Source organism: Chryseobacterium sp. AG363 (assembly GCF_003610675.1).
In the GTDB taxonomy this organism is placed as follows: Bacteria; Bacteroidota; Bacteroidia; order Flavobacteriales; family Weeksellaceae; genus Chryseobacterium; species Chryseobacterium cucumeris.
On record NZ_RAQF01000002.1, the window covers coordinates 2216792 to 2238605 of the forward strand.

General features: G+C 35.2%; 17 protein-coding genes. 11 read left to right on the plus strand and 6 right to left on the minus strand.

Annotation, left to right across the window (positions count from 1 at the left end; genetic code table 11):
• Positions 1-25 precede the first annotated feature (25 nt).
• Complete coding sequence (locus DEU39_RS09995; RefSeq protein WP_120231833.1) at positions 26-3778, plus strand: Eco57I restriction-modification methylase domain-containing protein; 3753 nt, start codon at positions 26-28, stop codon at positions 3776-3778.
• On the opposite strand, the gene DEU39_RS10000 is transcribed toward DEU39_RS09995, so the two are convergent.
• Positions 3762-4619, minus strand: a complete 858-nt coding sequence (locus DEU39_RS10000; protein ID WP_120231834.1) for a TaqI-like C-terminal specificity domain-containing protein — start codon at positions 4617-4619, stop codon at positions 3762-3764. The two genes, DEU39_RS09995 and DEU39_RS10000, sit on opposite strands and share 17 nt — an antisense overlap.
• 91 nt (positions 4620-4710) lie before the next feature.
• Between DEU39_RS10000 and DEU39_RS10005 the strand changes: the two genes are divergently transcribed.
• Positions 4711-5319 (plus strand): master DNA invertase Mpi family serine-type recombinase, encoded by a 609-nt coding sequence (locus DEU39_RS10005; RefSeq protein WP_110010533.1) that lies wholly within the window; start codon positions 4711-4713, stop codon positions 5317-5319.
• Positions 5320-5364: 45 nt separating this feature from the next.
• Here the strand turns inward: DEU39_RS10005 and DEU39_RS10010 are convergent, their stop codons facing one another.
• Positions 5365-5778, minus strand: a complete 414-nt coding sequence (locus tag DEU39_RS10010; RefSeq protein WP_120231835.1) for a helix-turn-helix domain-containing protein — start codon at positions 5776-5778, stop codon at positions 5365-5367.
• A 297-nt stretch (positions 5779-6075) separates the two neighbouring features.
• Here DEU39_RS10010 and DEU39_RS10015 point away from each other — a divergent pair, with 297 nt between their 5' ends.
• From DEU39_RS10015 to DEU39_RS10030, 4 genes are all read left to right on the plus strand, one after another.
• Positions 6076-6582 carry a hypothetical protein gene (locus DEU39_RS10015; protein ID WP_120231836.1) on the plus strand — a complete coding sequence of 169 codons (507 nt, stop codon included), beginning with the start codon at positions 6076-6078 and terminating at the stop codon, positions 6580-6582.
• A gap of 913 nt (positions 6583-7495) precedes the next feature.
• On the plus strand, positions 7496-9592 hold the full coding sequence (locus DEU39_RS10020; protein WP_120231837.1) for an McrB family protein: 2097 nt from the start codon (positions 7496-7498) through the stop codon (positions 9590-9592).
• Positions 9589-10842, plus strand: a complete 1254-nt coding sequence (locus DEU39_RS10025; RefSeq protein WP_120231838.1) for an McrC family protein — start codon at positions 9589-9591, stop codon at positions 10840-10842. The genes DEU39_RS10020 and DEU39_RS10025 overlap by 4 nt, the downstream gene beginning before the upstream one ends.
• Before the next feature lie 331 nt (positions 10843-11173).
• Complete coding sequence (locus tag DEU39_RS10030; protein ID WP_120231839.1) at positions 11174-12316, plus strand: 1-acyl-sn-glycerol-3-phosphate acyltransferase; 1143 nt, start codon at positions 11174-11176, stop codon at positions 12314-12316.
• A gap of 69 nt (positions 12317-12385) precedes the next feature.
• On the opposite strand, the gene DEU39_RS10035 is transcribed toward DEU39_RS10030, so the two are convergent.
• Positions 12386-13432, minus strand: coding sequence for an alpha/beta fold hydrolase (locus DEU39_RS10035; protein ID WP_120231840.1), 1047 nt, complete (start codon positions 13430-13432; stop codon positions 12386-12388).
• A gap of 322 nt (positions 13433-13754) precedes the next feature.
• Here DEU39_RS10035 and DEU39_RS10040 point away from each other — a divergent pair, with 322 nt between their 5' ends.
• The 5 genes from DEU39_RS10040 (at position 13755) to DEU39_RS10060 (ending at position 19099) form a co-directional block, all read left to right on the plus strand.
• Complete coding sequence (locus DEU39_RS10040; RefSeq protein WP_120231841.1) at positions 13755-14738, plus strand: L-histidine N(alpha)-methyltransferase; 984 nt, start codon at positions 13755-13757, stop codon at positions 14736-14738.
• A gap of 89 nt (positions 14739-14827) precedes the next feature.
• The gene (egtB, locus tag DEU39_RS10045) at positions 14828-16000 is read left to right on the plus strand and encodes an ergothioneine biosynthesis protein EgtB (RefSeq protein ID WP_120231842.1); all 1173 of its coding nucleotides are present in this window, start codon (positions 14828-14830) and stop codon (positions 15998-16000) included.
• Positions 16001-16010: 10 nt separating this feature from the next.
• Positions 16011-16931, plus strand: coding sequence for an ABC transporter ATP-binding protein (locus DEU39_RS10050; protein WP_120231843.1), 921 nt, complete (start codon positions 16011-16013; stop codon positions 16929-16931).
• Entirely contained in the window at positions 16928-18493 is a 1566-nt protein-coding gene (locus DEU39_RS10055; protein WP_120231844.1) for an ABC transporter permease/substrate-binding protein, read from the plus strand. Before DEU39_RS10050 ends, DEU39_RS10055 begins: the two co-directional genes overlap by 4 nt.
• 60 nt (positions 18494-18553) lie before the next feature.
• Positions 18554-19099 (plus strand): hypothetical protein, encoded by a 546-nt coding sequence (locus DEU39_RS10060; protein WP_120232233.1) that lies wholly within the window; start codon positions 18554-18556, stop codon positions 19097-19099.
• 65 nt (positions 19100-19164) lie between these two features.
• Here DEU39_RS10060 and DEU39_RS10065 read toward each other — a convergent pair whose 3' ends face one another.
• From DEU39_RS10065 to DEU39_RS10075, 3 genes are all read right to left on the minus strand, one after another.
• Positions 19165-19587 (minus strand): GNAT family N-acetyltransferase, encoded by a 423-nt coding sequence (locus DEU39_RS10065; protein ID WP_062674667.1) that lies wholly within the window; start codon positions 19585-19587, stop codon positions 19165-19167.
• Between the two features lie 59 nt (positions 19588-19646).
• A complete protein-coding gene (locus DEU39_RS10070) occupies positions 19647-20225 on the minus strand; it encodes a Crp/Fnr family transcriptional regulator (RefSeq protein ID WP_062674665.1) in 579 nt (192 codons plus the stop codon).
• Positions 20226-20313: 88 nt separating this feature from the next.
• Positions 20314-21801: a serine hydrolase gene (locus DEU39_RS10075; RefSeq protein ID WP_120231845.1), complete on the minus strand. Its 1488-nt coding sequence runs from the start codon at positions 21799-21801 to the stop codon at positions 20314-20316.
• Positions 21802-21814 lie beyond the last annotated feature (13 nt).

Consider the following 21814-nt stretch of genomic DNA (forward strand, 5'->3'; position numbering starts at 1 on the left):
CCCCTCTTTTATTAGACAATAATACATGAAAATTAATAAACTCGAACCTCAGAAAGCATTAAATCCTGCATATAAAAAATTTAAACCTTTTAGAGCTGATATTGATGATTTTTCAGTGAAACTTCAGGACTGTATCAATGCTATTAATTTAGTTGACAGCAGAAATGAAAGTGAAGAGCATTTAAAATCTCCAATATCGAAATTCCTTTCATCTACTTTCTATTCTGAAAATGAAATAAATACAAAGGAAAGAATTGATCTGGCAATTTATTTAGGTAAAGATGCAACTTCTGACGTGGGAGTTTTAATAGAAGCCAAAAAACCTAGTAACAGAGCTGAATTCCCGACAGAAAAACAACTTAATAAAAAGGCATTTCAGGAAATGCTGTTGTATTACCTTAGAGAAAGAGTTGATTATAAGAACAACAATATTAAGCACCTTATTATAACCAATGGTTTTGAATGGTTCTTTTTCAATGCAAGTGATTTCTACAACTTATTTTATAAAAACAGTGAATTAATTAAAGAATACAAAGCGTTTAGAGATGGTCTAAAAGACACCATAAAGAACGAACTTTTCTATAATGAAATAGCAAAGAAATATATAGAACAGGTAGAAGATACTCTTCCGTTTGTTTATCTTGATTTTAGAAATAAAGAAGTTTCAAAATTCAAAGACAAAGAGCTTGTTAATATTTATAAGTTATTCTCTGATGTTCATTTACTAGGAAAAAGCTTTGGTAATGACAGTAATCAACTTAATAAAGCTTTTTATAATGAATTACTTCACATCATTGGGCTTGAAGAAGTAAAAGATAGTGGTAAAAAAATTATCCAAAGAAAAAAGAATAAAAAAGCAGATTATGGTCCTTTGTTAGAGAATGCAATTTTTACCCTTGAAGACAAAGATTATCTTATCAAGGTTAAAAATATTCCTTACAGTGAAGAAAAATCTTTTACCGTTGGGTTAGAACTTTGTCTGACATGGGTTAACAGAATTCTTTTCTTAAAGTTATTAGAATCTCAATTGAGAAGTTATAATAATGATTCTCCGGAATATAAATTTTTAAATTCAGAATTCATTCCTGGTTTTGACGCACTGAATGAAATGTTTTTCTCAGCATTAGCAAAGCCAATAAAAGAACGTCACCAACGATACGCAGAAAAATTTAAATATATTCCTTATCTAAACAGTAGCTTATTTGAAAAGAGTGAACTTGAAGATCTTACTTTTGACATTACAGCATTAATGGATGAAGAAATGGAGGTTTATTCATCTACAGTATTAAAAAATTCCAATGGAAAAAAACAAACAGGAAAGCTTAATACTTTAGAATATCTATTTAAATTTTTAGATGCTTATGATTTTTCCGCGGATGCATCTGTTGAAATTAATGATAAGCAACAAAATAAAACATTAATTAATGCCTCTGTTCTGGGATTGATTTTTGAAAAAATTAATGGTTATAAAGATGGATCTTTCTATACTCCTGGTACTATTACCATGTTTATGTGTAGAGAAACATTGAGAAAATCTGTGATTCAAAAATTTAAAGAAGAAATTACTGGGACCATTGAAACGTTTGAAGATGTTATTGATTATTGTAATACTTTTTTCAAGAAGGAAGATCGTAAAAAATTCAATGAAGTAGTTAACTCTATTAGAATTTGTGATCCTGCGGTAGGATCAGGACATTTTCTTGTTTCCGCTCTAAATGAAATGATTGTTATTAAAAGTGAATTAGGAATTTTGGGAGATGAAGATGGGAAAAAACTGCCATGTACGATAGAAATTGATAATGATGAAATTTATATTTCTGATGCTGATGGAGAACTATTCAGCTATAACCGCAAAGACCCACAAAGTTTAAAAATTCAAAAAGCAATTTTTCATGAAAAGGAAACTCTTATTGAAAACTGTTTGTTTGGTGTAGATATTAATCCTAATTCAGTAAACATCTGTAGATTGCGACTCTGGATCGAGCTCCTTAAAAATGCTTATTATACAGATGAAGGAGAACTGCAAACCCTCCCTAATATTGACATTAATATTAAATGCGGAAATTCACTCATCAGCAAGTTTAAATTGAATGACAGTTTAAAGAGTGCGTTTAAAAGCAAAGAAATTACATTCTCCGTTGAAGATTATAAACAAGCTGTTAAAGATTATAAAACTACCAACTCCAAAACTAAAAAGAGAGAGATTGAAGATATTATCAGTACTATCAAAAACAATCTCAAATCTAGTCTTGACAACAAGGAAAAAGAGAAAGTTTCTAAAGCATTAGGAGAATATCAAAATGAAGAACAAAGACAAAATAACTTAATTGCTTTTGGTGAAACCATAAAAAAAGCAGAAAAAGATAAACTCAAAAAACTCAAAATCAAGGCTGAACAAGCTAAAAAACAAAAAGAAGAAATTCTAAATAATGTTATTTATCGCAATGCTTTTGAATGGCGTTTTGAATTTCCTGAAGTATTGGATAATGATGGCAACTTCATAGGTTTTGATGTCATTATTGGGAATCCTCCGTATATTCAATTACAGAAAATGGGAGCTGCAAGTGATGCATTACAAACATTAGGTTATGAAACTTTTGCCAGAACGGGAGATATTTACAGCTTGTTCTATGAGCTAGGATATAATGTCTTAAAAGAAAAAGGACTTCTCACATTTATCACTTCTAACAAATGGATGCGTGCTGCTTATGGGGAAAGCCTCAGAAAATTTTTTGTAGATAAAACAAATCCAGAAATTCTAATAGATTTTGGTGGTACCCAGATATTTGATACAGCTACTGTTGATACTAATATTTTAATGTTTTCAAGGGATAAAAATAGACAACAAACTTTAGCTTGTATTATAAAAGAAAAGGAGTTAAAAAATTTGAGCGATTATTTTAGACAGTTTGCTGTAAATACAGATTTCAGTTCTTCGGAAAGTTGGGTGGTATTATCATCTATTGAAAAAGAAATTAAAAGGAAAATAGAGTCAATTGGAACACCTTTAAAAGATTGGGATATTAATATTTATCGGGGGATTGTAACTGGTTTTAATGAAGCTTTCATTATAGATGGGAAAAAGAAAGAAGAATTAATAGGTGCAGATCCAAAATCTGCTGAAATCATAAAACCACTTTTAAGAGGTAGAGACATCAGGAAATATGGATATGATTTTTCAGATTTATATATAATTAAAACATTTCCCAGTTTAAAAGTAGATATTGAACAGTATCCAGCTATAAAACAACATTTTAGCTTATTTGGCTATGACCGATTGAAGCAAACGGGTGATATAGGAGCTCGTAAAAAGACTAATAATCAATGGTTTGAAACACAAGATGCGATAGGTTATTGGGAGGATTTCTTTAGACCAAAAATTATTTATCCCGAAATAACCAAATTCCTAAATTTTTTTTATGACGAGAACAATTTTTTAGTTAATAACAAGTGTTTTATTCTGACCGGAAAATATATCTTTTTTTTAACAGCATTTTTTAATTCTAGTTTATTTAAATATTGTTTTATAGATAATTTTCCAGAATTAATAGGAGGAACTAGAGAATTAAGAAAAATTTTTCTCGAAAAAATTCCTGTAATTTCTATTGATGAGAAGATTGAAAATAAAATTAGGCCATTAATACTTGATTTACAATATTTAAAATCAATTAATAAGTCGTCTACAGATATTGAGAAGGAAATAGATCAAATCATTTTTAATCTATATCAATTATCAAACAAAGAAAAAGAAGAGATTGGTTTTATTGAGATTCAATAAAGCCAATCTCTTCTTCTGTTAAATTATAAATATTATAAATAATTCTATCTATCTTTTCTTCTATTTCAACAGAAATCTTATTTTTCATAAGGTTATTAAACAATATTTCAATCTCATTTTGCGCAAATGGAACAGGAAGTAATTCAACAAACATAGGTTTATATTCAAAATATCCACCATTTCTAGTTACGCCTAAGCTTCTTATATAATAGTCTGCCAATTTTGAATTTAATATAGCCAAAAGATAATTACTCACGGGAGTAATAAAAGAACTAGGAGCATTAATAAAATATCCTTCAGGGGCAATACAGTAAGACGCTTTTAGGTTAAGGTTCCCCCAAACTATTTTTTGTTTATAAAAATCCTCCATATAAGCACAATTTCTTAAATTATAAGGAGTGTTTCCTTTGTCATACCTTTTTTCAATTTCTGTCCAATATGAATTTAAATGTTTTTTTACTGCCGGGTATTGGTCTATAACTACCATATCAATTTGATTACCATCATAGTCTCGATATCCATTATGAATATTAATTAACCATAAATCTTCGAAATCAAATCCATATTTCCTGATGTCTCTGCCACGTAAAATAGGTCGAATAATTTCGGCAGATTTTGGATCTGCATCTATTAATTCTTCTTTCTTTTTTCCATCTATAATGAAAGCTTCATTATATCCAGTTTTAATTCCATAATTAATACGAATTTCCCAATCCTTTAATGGAGTTCCAATTGCTTCAATTTTAGTTTTTATACTTTGCTCAATATCACTTAAGATTACCCAACTTTCAGCACTTAAAAAAAAAGATTTTACAGCAAACTGTCTAAAATAATCGCTCATTTTCTTGTTATTATTATTGCATAGAATTATTTTAGACAGTATAAGTATAAATTAAATCAAAATAGCATAATAATTTTTAACAACAAATACAATGATTTACGGATACATCAGAGTAAGTACAGACAAACAAACAGTAGAGAACCAACGTTTTGAAATCAATCAATTTTGCCAACATCAAGAAACGATAGTAGACAAATGGATTGAAGAAACTATCTCTGGTGCAAAGAATGTGGATGACAGAAAACTTGGTAAGCTCTTAAAAAAGATGAAAAAAGGAGATATCCTTATCTGCTCTGAGCTTTCAAGATTAGGAAGGAATTTATTAATGATTATGGGAATCCTTAATGAATGCATGAATCGGGATATCCAAGTTTGGACGATCAAAGATAATTACCGGTTAGGAAGTGATATCAGCTCTAAGGTGCTAGCTTTTGCTTTTGGACTTTCCGCAGAGATTGAAAGAAATTTAATTTCTCAAAGAACTAAAGAAGCATTGGCAAGAAAACGGGCGGAAGGAGTTATATTAGGCAGACCCAGAGGAAGCAAATCTTCAAAAACTAAACTTACAGGACAAGAAAAGAAAATTCAGGAACTTCTGGATAAAAAGGTATCATATTCTGCAATTGGAAGAATCTTAGGGGTACACAGATTGACTGTAAGCAGCTTTGTAAGCAGACAAGAAAGTCTGCATTTAAATTAAAAATAAAAAGGTTCAGCGTGTGCTGAACCTTTTTTGTATCTTAAATTATCTCTTCTCAATCAACCTCTCCAGCCTCCCCATCATCTCATCCTTCTCCTTCAGCATCCTTTCATAAAGTTCAATCTTTTGATCATACAATTCTACAATTTTGTCTATTGGATTAAATGTAGGATGATGATTATACATAAAACCTGTAGCATTATCACTGGCTGTAAACGTATTAGAAATAATATTCACCGCCTGCTCCTCATCAAAATTCTGAAATGCTTCCACCGGAATTTTCAATACTTCAGAAATTCTTTTCAGTAAAGGGTCTTCAATAATTTCTTTCTGTTCCAGCAGAGAAATTTTCTTCTGGTTCCAGTCGTCCGAAAGGTCAAAAGCCAGTGCTTCCTGCTTGATGCCCAGCATTTCCCTGAATCGTTTTACATTGCGTCCCTGATGTATTGTATGTTCCATGATAAATCAACATTTATGAGGTTTAAATATAGAAAAATATTTATAAAAATGCCCCTTAAAAAACAGCTTAATTACAATCTCTGTTCTTCATCCTGATACCGTGAAACGGTCTTTCTCCCCTATTTCGCTATTTCCGTTTTTATGCCCGCTTTTTTTCATCAAAAAGTTAGAAAAAACAAACGCTGTTATCTGGTTTTCACTTTCTGACGAACATGCGTTAAAAATCTTACAATCCCCTGTTTTTCTATGCCTGGCACTCGCTATATTTGATCATACAAATCCAAAAAACACAATATTATGGCACTAGACAATTTAATCAGTGTAAGCTTTTCAACAAGTGATCTGGAAACTATTGATAAAGCAATTCAGGACATCCAGTCTGTACTGTTGGGAAAAACCATCAACCTTACTCCGGATCAGCGACAGCAATATGGAAGAATTGCCGAACAGAACAAACTTTTCGTCAATAAAGCCAAAATCTACATGGAACAATATGCCCAATATGTTCCTAACTTCCTGGATAAAGCAGAATTCGATAAAGATTATATCGCCAGAGAACAGATCGAACAAAGGCTGCAACAGCTGGATTCTTTAACAGAACAGCTTTCAGACACCAAGGTATTGCTGGATCACGATAACTATCATAACGCCATCAGTTTCTACCGAAGCATCAGATACCTTTCCGAAGAGAATGTACCGGGGACTAATGTTATTTATGATGATATGAAGCAGTTTTTTGTGACGGGACAGACTTCAGGACCCACTGAAACACCGCCTGCATCCGGTTCAAACAACAATCAGTAAGAATAAATACTTTTTTGAGAGCACGTGAGAAACGTGCTTTTTTGTGCTCGCCCATTTGCTGATTTTTGGTTGGAAATCGCAAAGACGCAAGTTCTTATTATAGGGACGCTGTTTGAGGCGCAAGGATTTTATCTCCGATAAAATTGCTATAACCCAATATACTTACCTGCTGAAAATCTTTGATTTTCCTGCGTCTTAAAAAACATACCAATATTGAAAACTTTGCGACCCTGCGTTTAAAACAAAATAATAAGCCATTGCATCTGAAGAAACAGAATATTTTAAAATGCAAATGTTTTATTGATTCGAATTGATGATTGGAGGGAGCAAAGAATGGCGGCTACGCCACTGATGAAGTCATATGAATAGTACACATGATTCTTACAATAATCTACTACCCCTCTTACCTCCTTCCTGACACCCTCCAGGCAGTACAGCAACCCTCTCTACCCCTTTGAACAACGGTCTCTACCCTCTTATATGAGCAGGTGGAGCCCCTTATCCAAGTCCGTCTACCCCCTTACCCAAGGGGGTATAGCCCCTTCATGAAGGAGGTGGAGACCGTTCATGAAGGCCCTCCAGAGGCTTGGTGAAGGGGCTAGAGGGACTTCCGAAGGGTCTATGGGTATTTCTAAGCAATATTTATAGTGACTTTTAAGAAAATTTACGCTTTCCCGTAAGCGGGAGCTAAAGATTTTTACTATCATTGCAATCTATAATTATAAAACCATGAGAACAAATACTATTTCATATCACACATAATGGTAATAGAATATTTAATATTTACATACCTTCATTTCCAGTTCTTATTTCAGTTATATTTATTATACCATAACACTTGAAAATTATAATAAGGAATTAAAACCATAGTTGATTCAGCACCTACTTCATTAAATTATCTACACAAAAATCAATGAAAAACTTAGAGTATTACAAATTAAAAGAAGAATTTCTTAACGAATGGCCTTTATCAAGAATCCAGGATTTAAAATTAGAGGAATATACTAATCTGGATAAAACATCCTTTTGCTATTGGGTTGAAGCAAAGACAAATCTTTTAGGAAGTATTTGGGGAGGCTCTTCTTATAAATTTGGTATCTACAAACGTAGAGATAAAAGTAAAGAGGTGGTGAGTGGGAATAGAATGACAGATGATGAATATGCTTGGCATTCAAAATATGGTAAAACAAGAGAAGAAGCATTTTCAACAATCAAATTAATTTTATTGGAAATTGTTGAGAGTGCACAAAATAATGATCTGGAAAGCATTGATAAAATTAACTTAGGTGATGCTTACAAATGGAAAATTGCCTTTTTATATAACGATTTCAAAATTGTTAATATCTATAAGTGGGACAATTTATATAATGCTGCTGAATTTTTAGGTTTTGATGAGGATATCAAAAGTTATCCTGCACTCAATAGTTTTATTATACAAAAGAAAGGGGCCGATCAGGATTATTTTGATTTTACTCAGCTCCTATGGAATAAAAGTGAAACAGAAAATAATGAGAACATAAACATTGAGGAAAATACTAGTTTTGATCTTAGTTATCCTAATCAAATTTTCTATGGACCTCCGGGAACCGGGAAAACTTATAAAATCAATTCTTTTTTAAACTCTACTAAAAAGACTGAAACTAAAGAACCTGTTACTTCTTCTATAAAAATTGATCGCCATAAAACATTCTGGCATCTGGCTCCAGGGCAAGGAGGATATTTATGGAATGATCTAAAAAATGGCACCAGACTAGGCTATGAATGGTGTTCAGTTGGACTTGGTGATTTAAATGATCTGGATAAAAAGCATACGGAAAATTTCAAGATGAGAACCTATTTCTCAGATGTAAAACAAGGAGATTATCTATGTATTATCTCCGGTAAAAAGTTTTATGGTATCGCTGAAGCCCTTCATAATTATGACTTTTCAAAAGCTGTTGTAAATGGTTTTGATTTTCAAACCATTGAAGTAAAATGGATTAAAATTTTTGACACTCCTGAATTATTATCTGCTTCTTACACACCTACGTTTGGTAAACTGAATGGAGGTAAAAGATGGAATTCCTTAATACAGGCATTACAGGAAAATAACATTGTTTTTGATGATACTACGACTATTGAATCTGTAAAACTGATTCCCCAATCTAATAATAGTATTTTTACAACCTTTCATCAGTCCTTCTCTTATGAAGATTTCATTGAAGGAATCAAACCAGATTTAGATGAAGATGATGAATTAAGGTATAATGTTGAAGACGGCATCTTTAAAATTGCATGTGATAGGGCTGCAAATCTTGCTGGATTTGAGGATTTAAATGACGCATTAAAAAGTCCAAAAGAAGTTGTTAAGGCAAAATTTGAAGTAAGTGAGCCATTTTATCTTTTTATTGATGAAATAAACAGAGGAAACATTTCTCAGATATTTGGGGAACTCATCACTTTAATTGAAAAAGATAAGCGTTTAGGCCAACTTAATGAAACAAGGGTTACTTTGCCCTATTCTAAAAGTGAAATTCAGTTTTGTGTTCCTCCAAACCTATATATTATTGGAACCATGAATACCGCAGATAGAAGCGTTGAAGCTTTAGATACTGCTTTAAGAAGACGATTCTGTTTCACTGAAATGCTTCCTGATAGAAAGGTGATTGAGGATAAAGCATTTAATGATTACCCACGGGCAGATGTTATGGAAAAAATCAACACCCGAATTGAACTCCTTTTAGATAGAAATTATACTCTGGGACATTCGTACTTTATTAAAGAAGACTTTAAAAACTCTTTCAAAAATGAGATAATACCTTTGTTTCAGGAGTATTTCTACAGTGATTACAGCAAAATTGGATTAATTTTAGGAAAAGGATTTGTTAGAGAAAAGGACAGACATAAAGACAAAGAAATTTTTGCTGATTTTTACGACGTAGATGATATTGATATTCAAAAAACATTTGAATTAATTCCGTTCGATGAATTAAATTTTGACGACGCAATAAAACTTTTACTAAGAATATGATTTCTCATAAAAGAATACAGGTCTATGAACATAGTTTTTTACGAATAGGCGAAAGAGATTTTGATACAAAACATTTCATAGCGTTGTCTAAACTTAATGCCTTACACAACTATCAATATTTTGATTTGAAACATAATGGTGTCGTTTTCAAACAATTCGTTGGAGTTCTTCAGGTTGATAATCTTACGATTGAGATTCTTCCCAAAATAGATCGTTATGAACCAGAAGAGAATAAAAAAAAATGGCAGAGTGTTCTTATTGAAATGTTACACTTAACTAAAAAATTAAAGATTCATGAGGCTGGTCAAACAAATGTTGCAAGACAGTCCATAACCCTTTTGGATATTTATTTTGAATGGTTTTTAAGTGAAGTACAACTATTAATTCATCAGGGATTAATAAAACAATATTATAAGCAAACAGGAAATGTAAAAGCATTAAAAGGAAAGCTGGAATTTGCAATTCATATACAGAAAAACCTGGCTCACAAAGAACGTTTTTATACTACACATCAAGTGTATGGAAAAGATCATCTTATTCATCAGGTCTTAGGACAAGCTTTAGATATTATTACTAATTTATCTAAAGGAAGTTATCTTCATGCTAAATGTAAAACATTAAAGCTAGATTTTCCAGAGGTAAAATCAATTAATGCCACTGAATCTACATTTACAAAGCTTCCTAGATCTAGGAAAAATGCACCTTACGAAACTGCAATTTCGATAGCAAGACTTATCATATTAAACTATGCACCAAACATTTCAAAGGGAACTGAAAAAATGTTGGCCTTATTATTTGACATGAATAAATTATGGGAAGAATATATTTTAATTCGGATAAAACAGGCATCTAAAGATAATAATATACAAGTTTACGGACAAAATTCTAAAACATTTTGGAGGAATGTTTCAATACACCCGGATATTGTATTACTGTGTGACAAAGAACAATTTATTATTGATACTAAATGGAAAAATATAGGCAATAACAAACCATCAATACATGATCTAAGACAAATGTACGTCTACAATGAATATTGGAAAAGTAGCAAATCACTTTTACTGTATCCGTCAAGTAATGATGATTTTGATGGGTACATACGTTTTGTTTCACTTGACAATACTGCTGATCAACATAAATGTGGTCTGGGGAAAGTTTCTATTTTTAAAGATTGCAATACACTATTAAATGATCAAATAGGATCAAAAATCTTAAATTGGATAATGAATGAGGATAAAATAAGAGTTTAGATTCCTGCAGAATGAGTGTTTCTATGTGGGTGCATAGCCACTTACTTGCCCCAGACAAAATACAAACTGTTCATTTAGCCTATCCACAACATTTGTCATTCAGCAGGAATCTCAATATAACACCTCTAAGTTTAGGCTAAAGCCAAAGGGATGTTTTCTTATTAAAATGGGCTAAAGCCCATTTCTATTGAATTTCTGCTACAGACTAAGATAGAAGAGTGCTGCCGAACCCAAACTCCTACGCCCTTCATAATACTTTAACACCCTTTATAGCCTCTCCCCCGATAAATTTTCGTTCTTTTGCAAAAAGTTTTAATTTTTACCTAACCGCATGTCTAAGTTTGATGAAATCCGGTATTTCTATGATCAGGAAGTGAATGAGAGATTACAGAGCATCGCCCGTGATCCCATGATGAAAGCCTTTATGAATTTTACTTTTCCTGATACAGATGAGCAGGTTTGGCTGGAACAGTTTAAGAATGTTCATTCCATCAGTGATTTTCAGCATCAGTTTGTGGCCTTTGCCGTTCGCCAGATCCTTGCAAAAAGTTCTGACGGTTTAACGACTTCTGGCTTTGATAAGCTGGACAAAAACACTGCTTACCTTTTCATCTCGAACCACAGGGATATCGTTCTGGATACTTCGCTGCTTAATCTGGTATTGCTGGAAGGGGGTTATGTAATGACAGCTTCTGCCATTGGTGATAATCTTGTACGTAAGAATTTCTTAAATGTACTGGCCAAGTTGAACCGTAACTTTCTAGTACAAAGAGGACTGCCGCTTCGTGAACAGTTGACAAGTTCACAGACGATGTCTGAGTATATTAAAGAGCTGCTCCTTCAGGAAAACCGCTCTGTATGGATTGCCCAGCGTGAAGGCCGTACCAAAAATGGTAACGATTCTACCCAGCAGGGTGTTTTGAAAATGCTTGCCATGGCAGCCGGAGACCAATCATTGACAGATTATTTTAAAATATTAAAGATTGTTCCGATCTCCATCTCTTATGAATATGATCCTACAGATTCCTTAAAAATGCCTCAACTGCTGGCACAGCACAGGGATGAGGAATACATTAAAGGGAAAAATGAAGATTTCACCAACATTATCAGCGGAATTCTGGGCCAAAAGAAACGCATCCACCTTCATGCCGGTGATGTTCTGGATAAAGAACTGGATGAAATAGCAGCTAGCATTGATAATAAAAACAAACAGCTGCAGGCCATTGCACAGGTAATTGACCGTTCTATCATCAGTAATTATAAGCTTTGGCCAACCAAGTACATCGCTTACGATCTGCTTCATAACACAAATACATATGCTTCCGAATATACGGAACAGGAAAAACAGTTATTTGTCCGCAGACTTGAAATGCGCATAGATCCTTCAGATCCTGTTTCCAGAGAGTATTTCTTAGCAATGTATGCCAATCCTTTGGTGAATAAACTGAAGGTTGAAGAAGAGTATAAAAACTAGTTTAGAATACTATAAAGATAAAAAACCACTGTTATTGAGCAGTGGTTTTGTTTTTATTCTTTCAGATTTTTATTTGGATTGTGACATGGAATCTACTTCTATGATTGCATCTGCAAATGCTTTTGGAGCTTCCTGTGGCAAATTGTGACCAATTCCGCCCGTTAAAGTATGATGTGCATATTGACCTGTAAATCTGGAAGCATAACTTTCCGGTGCGGGAAATGCGGCTCCGTTGGCATCACCTTCCAGAGTAACCGTTGGGACCGAAATGGACGGAGATTTTGCCAGCCTGGCTTCAAGTGCATCATATTGTTTTTCTCCTTTTGCTAATCCCAGACGCCAGCGGTAATTGTGGATCACAATATCTACATGATCAGGGTTATCGAATGCTTTGGCAGAACGCTCGTAGATCTGGTCATCAAAAGTCCATTTTGGAGAAGCCGTTTTCCATATCAGTTTATTAAAGGCTAAAGTATTGGCTTTATACCCCTTATACCCTCTTTCTGTTGAAAAATAATACTGATACCACCATAACAACTCGGCATTCGGAGGCAAAGGTTTTTCATTGGCCTTTGGACTTCCAATCAAATAGCCGCTTACCGCTACCAGTCCTGTGCATCGTTCAGGCCACAGTGCAGCCATGATATCTGCGGTTCTTGCACCCCAGTCGAAACCGCCAATGATGGCCTTATCTATTTTCAGGGCATCCATAAAAGCGATGATATCCAATGCAACAGCACTCTGCTGACCGTTGCGTTTTGTATCCGGTGAGATAAAGGTAGTGGTTCCATAGCCTCTTAAATAAGGGACTAAGACACGGTATCCTTTTTCAGCAAGTATAGCGGAGGATTCTTCAAAACTATGGATATCATAAGGCCATCCATGAAGAAGAATAACAGGTTTTCCATTGGCCGGGCCTACTTCTGCATATCCAACGTTCAGCAATCCGGCTCTGATGTTCTTTGTATTCTGAAACGCGGAGGTAACGGATGTTTCCAGGTCTTTTTCACCCTTGGTATACGTCTGTGCTTTTAAAAACAAAAATCCCATTCCCATCAAAATAAACAGGGATAAAACGGATTGTATTTTTTTACTGAAATTCAATGTAGTATTCATAATAATGATGTTTTGTGATGGTAAAATTATGGCAAAGCAGAGATCGGAATAAGAACAAATACTTTGAACAGGTCATATCAAACGTTGAATACTGATTTTCGGCCGTTAAACCGGACAACTTCCCTACTCTTCTTCATTGTTTTAATTTCAAGAGAAAGAATTTCCGGGGTATAAAAAAGTACCACATCTTGTAAAAACATCATGATAATCATTCTATTAAAAGTAAAATTGTTTATATTTAATTAGATATATGCAAAAAAATTTCATGTTGTAAAAGGCAGGATAATTGCAATAATCTACAAAATCACACAAAATAAGACTTATGAATATACAGTTAGACCCACAATCTAAGACTGAAAAGAATGCTGTTGATCATTTCCGTTCAGATGTTTTGAACGGACTTCAAAATACTCCTAAAAAATTATCTTCAAAGTATTTTTACGATAAGATAGGTGATCATCTTTTTCAGGAAATCATGGCCATGCCTTCCTATTATCTGACCCGGTGTGAACTGGATATATTCAAAAATAAAACAGATAAACTTATTGATCTGCTTATTCCCGGAAATGAATCTTTCGACCTGATTGAATTAGGAGCGGGAGACGCCATAAAATCCACCTACTTACTTGAACAGCTGATCAGGAAAGGGATTGACTTTACTTACATGCCGATTGATATCTCAGGAAATATCCTTTCGATACTCCACAAAAAACTAAGCAATCAGCTTCCGAAAATGAAAATTACCTGTCTGGAAGGGGATTATTTTGAAATGCTTCAAAAAGCCGCTTCATTATCGGACCGGAGAAAAGTTGTTTTATTTTTAGGAAGCAATATCGGGAATATGACTCCTGAAGAGGCTGAAGACTTCTGTCTGCATTTGAATAGCAATCTATCCACAAAAGATCGTGTATTGGTAGGATTTGACCTCAAGAAAAATCCGCACATTATTCTGGAGGCTTATAATGACAAAGAAGGAATTACCGCTTCTTTTAACCTTAATCTTCTGACCCGTATCAACAATGAACTGGGTGGTAATTTCGATGTGAAACAATTTCAGCATTACCAGACTTATGATCCTGTTACCGGAGCCTGCAGAAGTTTTCTGATCAGCCTTATCAGCCAGGATGTTATGATTGACAATACAAAGATTTCTTTTGAAGAAAACGAACTTATCGATATGGAAATTTCACAGAAATTTTCTCCTGAAAACATCAGGGAATTGGGCGAGAAATCAGGTTTTACCATCACAGGAGAAATCAAAGATGCTAAAAAATGGTTTTTAGACAGCATCTGGCAGGTAAAATAAAAAGAGATGATACACACAGCCAATCTGCAAAAGTGAAAAAATAAAACATCCTTATTTCATAGAATTGTAATCATTAAAAACTAAAAGACATGACACCAGAGATCATCGCAAAAGATATTACCAAAAAGTATCGGAACATCCGCAGACGTTCTGAAGAAATCTGTGCTCCGCTGGAAATCGAGGATTATGTAGTGCAGCCGATTGTAGATGTAAGCCCTCCGAAGTGGCATCTTGGTCATACCACCTGGTTTTTTGAGACTTTCATCCTTACCCCGCATTTTCCGGATTACAAGGTTTTTGATCCACAGTATAATTTTGTTTTCAACAGCTACTATGAAACTATCGGAGCAAGGGTGATCCGGACCGACCGCGGAAACCTCAGCCGTCCTTCTGTTTCAGAGGTGTATCAATACAGAAAATATGTAGATGAGCATATGGAAGCTTTTCTTGAAAGCTCATTTCTGACAGAAGCTCTTGAACCGCTGTTGGAACTGGGGCTTAACCATGAGCAGCAACACCAGGAATTATTAGTGACTGACATTAAATATATTTTAGGGCACAATCCGCTTTTCCCGGCGTATACAAAAGAAGAAAAACCCGGAAAAAACAACTCCGAAGATCTGGAAATGCTCAGGTTTCCTGAAGGAGTCTATGAAATTGGATATAAAGGAGATGGATTTTGCTTTGATAATGAATTAGGAAGGCATAAAGTATATCTTACAGATTTTAAAATTGCCAGCCGGCTTGTCACCAATAGTGAATATTTAGAATTTATGAAAGCAGGCGGATATGAAGATTTCAGACACTGGCATGCTGAAGGATGGGACTGGGTGAAACAGAATGCTGCAAAATCCCCGCTGTACTGGCATTATATCGAAAATAAATGGATGTATTATACCCTCAATGGCTTACAGGAAATAGACCCTGACGCCCCATTGTGCCATATCAATTTCTATGAAGCGTCTGCTTTTGCTTCCTGGAAAGGAATGCGTCTGCCTACTGAAGAAGAATGGGAAACGGCTTCCGTTTATTTTGACTGGGGAACACGCTGGGAATGGACGAATTCTGCTTATCTGCCCTACCCTCATTTTAAGAAAGAAGCAGGAGCTGTAGGAGAATATAACGGAAAATTCATGATCAATCAAATGGTCTTAAGAGGAGCATCGGAAGCTACTCCTCCGGGACACAGCAGAAATACATACCGCAATTTTTTTCAGCCTAATTTAAAATGGCAGTTCACAGGAATCAGACTTGCCCAGTAATTTTTTGCCGATGATTACAGTAGAATCAATTTCAAAAAGTTTTAACGGAAAAAAGGCAGTAGATCAAATTTCTTTTCAGGCATTTGATCAGGAGATTCTTGTTCTTTTAGGAACCAGCGGATGCGGGAAAACAACCACGCTTAAGATGATCAACCGTCTCATAGAAGCAGATTCCGGAAATATTTTCATAGATGGCAAAAATATCCGTGATCAGAAGGCTGAGGAACTGAGAATGGGAATTGGTTTTGTCATGCAGCATTCGGGGTTATTTCCCCATTATACAATTCAGCAGAATATTGCAGTAGTTCCTGAGCTATTGAAATGGGACAAAAAGAAGACGAAAAGGAAAACGGATGAGCTTTTGGCCAAACTCCATCTTTCTGAAGAGGTACTTTCCCGGTTTCCCCACGAGTTGAGCGGCGGACAACAGCAGCGGGTAGGTATTGCAAGAGCTTTGATTGCAGATAATCCTGTTTTGCTGATGGACGAACCTTTCGGAGCGCTTGATACGATTACCAAGGCTGATATTCATTCGGAATTTAAATCGCTGGAAGAACTTAAAAGTAAAACTATCATATTGGTTACTCATGATGTACAGGAAGCCTTTGAGCTGGGTCACCGGATATGTCTGATGGATCAGGGAAAAATTATACAGACCGGTACTCCCAGAGAAATGCTTTACCACCCTGAAAATGACTTTGTGCGTGATTTTTTCACCAAAAACCGTCTTTTATTAGAGTATAAAGTAACATCGTTACATCACATCAGCCCGTTTCTTACACCAGAAAATGTATACTACAGACCCAACGGTACGGGTAGTAAAAGTGTATGGGATATTTTACAGCAATTGAGTTCGGATCACCAAAACGCTGAAGTGTATGAAGAAGTGGTTAGAGCGTTTAATCAGTATAGAAAATCACAGATGGTATGACGCAGCAGCAGAGTCTTTGGCAATTTATTGCGGAACAGCACGAAAAATTAACCACCCAGATCATTCAGCATCTTGGGCTTACCTTTTTGTCTCTGCTTTTGGCTATCATTGTGGGAGTGCCATTAGGAATACTGATTTCCAGAAAAAAGAAGCTTTCCAGTCCGGTGCTGGGCATCGCCGGAATTTTACAGACTATTCCGAGTATTGCCTTGCTGGGATTTATGATTCCTGTTTTAGGCATTGGTCCGAAGCCCGCCATTGCTGCTTTATTGATCTATGCCCTTCTTCCCATTATCCGGAATACCTATACCGGAATTACGGGTGTAGATCCAGCTGTGATTGAGGCTGCAAAGGCCATGGGAATGAACAGAAACCAGCTTCTTTTTAAGGTAAAGCTTCCCTTGGCCATGCCGGTTATTATAGCAGGTATCAGGACCGCTGCTGTTATTAATGTTGGAGTGGCTACTCTGGCCTCTTTTGTGGCAGCAGGAGGTTTGGGAGAGTTTATCTTCGGGGGAATTTCGCTCAACAATACGAATATGATTCTGGCTGGAGCCATTCCGGCGGCATTATTAGCTGTTTTTCTGGATCAGATTATTGCCATGATCCAGAAATCGGGTTATCGGTTCTTTCAAAAACTAAAATATATTCTTCCTGTTATCCTTATTATTCTGGGAATAGGATATGTTCTGATTTTTGGGTCACACCGTACGATTAAAGCGGGTTTTACACCGGAATTTATGGGTAGACAGGATGGTGATATCGGGCTTCGCTCAGTCTATGGACTCAATGTAAATCCTCTTGTGGTAAGTGATGCGATTATGTATAAGGCTGCTTATGAGAATGAACTGGATCTGATCAGCGGATATTCTACAGACGGCAGAATCAAAGCGTATGATCTGTATGTACTGGATGATGATAAAAAAATATTTCCTCCTTATTATGCGGCTCCCATTATCAAGACCAAAACGCTGAAAAAATTTCCGGAGCTGGAGAGAACCTTAAATCTATTGGCAGGAAAGTTCACAGATTCCATTATGACAGACCTGAATTACATAGCTGATCATCTCCATGAAACCCCGGAAAAGATTGCAAAGGAATTTCTCATCAGAAATAATCTGTATAAAAGTCCTGGAAAAAGAAATTCCGGAACAGTCAGAATTGGTTCAAAAATCTTTGGTGAGCAATATATTCTCGCAGAAATGTATACTATGCTTATTGAAGGGTATACAGATTATAAAGTGGAAACGAAAACGGGTTTAGGGGGAACAAAAATATGTTTTGATGCGTTAATGAATGATGCCATAGACTTTTATCCTGAATATACGGGAACAGGGCTTCTGGTGCTTTTAAAACCTTCCACAGAGACCATCAGCAATGTGTCCAAAAGTCCTGAGACAACCTATGAATATGTGAATACCGAGTTTGAAAAACAATATGGGATTCAATGGCTGAAACCGTTAGGATTTAATAATGCTTATGCTCTGATGATGCGAAGAAAGCAGGCTGAAGATCTTCATATCAAAAATATATCTGATCTTACCCATTATTTTGATCAATAGTCTTTGAAATCCATCAGTTTTTTTAAAAACCCTATCTTCGTATCTGAAAAAATTGACAAAATGAAAAAAATACTATTGCTGGCTTCGGTTGTATTGGTTCTCCAATCATGTGTGGTAAGAACGGCTACAAAAGTAGTATCAGGTGCAGTAAGCTTAAGTTATAAAGCGGTAAAAGGTACAGTAAACGGGATTAGCTGGGCCGTAAGCAAGGCTAAGGGAAAGATAGATGAAGACCGTCTGGATGGTACCTGGAAAGTAGTAGGTGTTTACCGTGGTTCTTTTGAAGATTTTTCAAAAGATCAGAATCCGGACGGAACATTTACTTCGGAATGTACGGAAGGTTTTGATCAGATTGTTTTCAAGGCTAAGAGGTCCAAATTCAAGCCCGTACACTGCAGTACACAGGATGAAGATTGGGTAAAATATTCTATGGAATTCGGAAAAAATCCATCCACAAAAGAAAAGGAGAATTATATAGAGTATAATTCCAACAATTATATATCTGTGATTGATGTGACTAATAAAACTATGGTTCTGGAAGGCAATATCATGCCTAAATTAGGTTTTTCCGGAGCAAAATTATATCTCCTTGAAAAGGTAAAATAAATTTAGATTTATATAAAAATAATCCCTGCTCTTTTGAACGCAGGGATTTTCTGTTTATTTATAGGCTATAATTGCATATGCAGGACGGGATATTCTTTACCTTCTCCATCCTGTTCGGATCTCTTCAGTATATTGAACCCCATATGTCTGTAAAAACCAACAGCCTGGCTATTTTGCTCATTTACATCCACTTTGGTTACCTGTAAATGAGATATTGCATATTCAATTAATTTTTTTCCTATTCCGGTACTTCGGTAGTTATTGTCTACAAACAACATTTCAAGGTTTCCTTCCGCAACACCTGCAAACCCAACTAAAATACCTTCTTGTTCAAACCCTGAAAGGGTGACATGCGGGAAATAGCCAGGAAGCTGTTTTTTATAATAAGCAAAGTCTTCTTCTTTAAGAAAATCATGGGTATTCCTCACTGCGCTCTCCCAGATCTCAATCAAACGTGGATAATCTGTTACCGTAATTTCTCTGATCATAATTGTAAATTTAGAATCACAAAGGTCAGAACTTATTCATCTAAAATACTGAACCCAGGTTAAAAAATGCGTTTACGAATTCTGCTCAGCGCTTGTGGTGTGATCCCCAGATAAGAGGCTATGTCTTTTAGGGGGATATAATTTAAAGTGACACCATATTCATCAATCATCCGGAGGTAATACTGCTCGGGGGAATACTTAATCAGGTCAATATTTCTATTCAGTATTTTATTAAGTAATATAGCTGTTAAGTCATCAAAAACTGTCTTTAATCTGGGAATAGCAGAATATAATTCGGCGGCCTTCTTCTTGTCTATCCTGTAGATAACGCTGTCTACGATGGTCTGTACATTAAAAGCGGATTTTTCCTGTAATGTAAAGGATATATTTGACAATGAAAAAGTTCCTTTCTTACAAAACCAAAACGTTTGTTCATCTCCTTTATGATTAATTATCCAGCAACGCAATAAGCCTTCAAAAACAAAATAACTGTACTTTTCTGTTTCCCCCTCTTTAATCAGAAATGTATTTTTCCTGACTGAGATCTGTTCAAAATATTGATCAAATAACTTAGATTCTTCCGAACTAAAGGTATTGGGGTCTACATCAAACTCTTCAAGTAATTTTTCTAAAAGCATACTATAGAAATTATTTATATATCAAGTATTTCTAATCTTTCAAAGATACACAATGATTATTGCGATAATATCTTTATCACTGATATAATCATTTAGTTTCTATCTTAATAATTTTTCGTCCCTGCTCTCCTAAGTAATGAAGTACAAGCTTTTCATACACCTTATAACCATCATCCACATTGGTAAAAATTACAATTCCTTTTCCTGAATCGGGCAATACAATGGCGATACATCTTGTTCCCTGATCTGCTCCGCCATGAGATAATGCATATTCACCATTTCCAAGATCATATACCTCAAAACCTAATCCGAAATATTTATTTTCTTTAACCTTTACCTGCTTTTTGATCATTTCCTGAAAAACATCCGGTTTCAGATTTTTCCCTTTCATAATGCTGACCATAAAATTTCCGTAATCTTCTACCGTTGTATGCAGATCATCGGCAGCATTGGCTGTAGTACTTTTTTCGATGGGGTAAGCTTCCCCTTTTTCATTATATCCTGTTACAAATCTTGCTTCGTCAGTATCTTTACCCCAAATATAACTGGTATCCTTCATTTTGAGAGGCTGGAAGATGAGTTCCTGTGCTAACTTCTCCAACGTTTTCCCAAATTTCTTTTCCAGTGCTTTCCGAAGGTATTCAAACCCTTCTCCTGAGTATTGGTATCTGGTGCCGGGATCAAACTGAAAGTTCAGTTTCTTATCTGCATTCATCCATCTCCAGTTCGGGAAACCTGTCTGGTGGCTCAGGATCATTCTGGTGGTTAATTTTGTATGCCTTGGATCATGCGAAATATCGGGATCTATCCAGTAAGTATCAAGAGGTTCGTCCAGTTTCCACTTGCCTGAACTTATCAGGCGTAAGGCTACCATAGCTGTAACAGGTTTGGTGAGTGATGCTACATTAAATAAGGCGTTATGAGCTGCTGGAATTCCTTTCCTGATCCCGCCAAAAACTTTTACCTGCTGTAATTTTCCATCTTCGATAATTCCTAATCCCAGCGTTGGAATATTATTTTCTTTCAGCCAGCTTTGCATGGACTGATCGTTATCAAACATAGTTTCACTATCGGTAGTCTGCTTCGGATGGTGATTAAAGCTCAATGAATTTTTAAGCTTCCATTCACCATTTTCCAGTATCCATAAATGGGTAAATTTTGCTTCCCCTACTAGTTTCTCCGCCTGGCTCCCCATCTTTTCATAAAACAGATGATCTCCATTCTGAATGGCAGCATAGATCTTCCCGTCTTTATACATAGGATAAACTTCTGTGCTTTTATCAACCAGTACTCTTTTGAGCTGATAAGTTTCCGGGGATTTGCACAATCCGTTTTTAAAATCAATGATAAAATTTTTCCTGTCTTCGAAACCTCCTTTGTCGTGGTAAAATTCAAAACTATCGCTCAACAGATTTTCCATCTGCTTGATGTTGCAGGTATTGTAGCCTATAGAAAAAAACAGGCTGTCTTTCGACATAATGGTTTTATAAAGAGGATCTGTTTTTTCTATCTGTGCCTGCATGACACTCATGAACAGCATTAAAAAAGGAAGGGTGAACCTTGAAAACTTTGTCATTGTTATTTTTTGA

Coding starts and splice junctions, on each gene's coding strand:
- DEU39_RS10060 (WP_120232233.1), top strand. CDS start 18,554: ATGAAAAAAATACTATTGCTGGCTTCGGTTGTATTGGTTCTCCAATCA.
- DEU39_RS10075 (WP_120231845.1), bottom strand. CDS start 21,801: ATGACAAAGTTTTCAAGGTTCACCCTTCCTTTTTTAATGCTGTTCATG.
- DEU39_RS10025 (WP_120231838.1), top strand. CDS start 9,589: ATGATTTCTCATAAAAGAATACAGGTCTATGAACATAGTTTTTTACGA.
- DEU39_RS10035 (WP_120231840.1), bottom strand. CDS start 13,432: ATGAATACTACATTGAATTTCAGTAAAAAAATACAATCCGTTTTATCC.
- DEU39_RS10000 (WP_120231834.1), bottom strand. CDS start 4,619: ATGAGCGATTATTTTAGACAGTTTGCTGTAAAATCTTTTTTTTTAAGT.
- DEU39_RS10065 (WP_062674667.1), bottom strand. CDS start 19,587: ATGATCAGAGAAATTACGGTAACAGATTATCCACGTTTGATTGAGATC.
- DEU39_RS10030 (WP_120231839.1), top strand. CDS start 11,174: ATGTCTAAGTTTGATGAAATCCGGTATTTCTATGATCAGGAAGTGAAT.
- DEU39_RS10055 (WP_120231844.1), top strand. CDS start 16,928: ATGACGCAGCAGCAGAGTCTTTGGCAATTTATTGCGGAACAGCACGAA.
- egtB (WP_120231842.1), top strand. CDS start 14,828: ATGACACCAGAGATCATCGCAAAAGATATTACCAAAAAGTATCGGAAC.
- DEU39_RS10050 (WP_120231843.1), top strand. CDS start 16,011: ATGATTACAGTAGAATCAATTTCAAAAAGTTTTAACGGAAAAAAGGCA.
- DEU39_RS10010 (WP_120231835.1), bottom strand. CDS start 5,778: ATGGAACATACAATACATCAGGGACGCAATGTAAAACGATTCAGGGAA.
- DEU39_RS10020 (WP_120231837.1), top strand. CDS start 7,496: ATGAAAAACTTAGAGTATTACAAATTAAAAGAAGAATTTCTTAACGAA.
- DEU39_RS10005 (WP_110010533.1), top strand. CDS start 4,711: ATGATTTACGGATACATCAGAGTAAGTACAGACAAACAAACAGTAGAG.
- DEU39_RS09995 (WP_120231833.1), top strand. CDS start 26: ATGAAAATTAATAAACTCGAACCTCAGAAAGCATTAAATCCTGCATAT.
- DEU39_RS10070 (WP_062674665.1), bottom strand. CDS start 20,225: ATGCTTTTAGAAAAATTACTTGAAGAGTTTGATGTAGACCCCAATACC.
- DEU39_RS10015 (WP_120231836.1), top strand. CDS start 6,076: ATGGCACTAGACAATTTAATCAGTGTAAGCTTTTCAACAAGTGATCTG.
- DEU39_RS10040 (WP_120231841.1), top strand. CDS start 13,755: ATGAATATACAGTTAGACCCACAATCTAAGACTGAAAAGAATGCTGTT.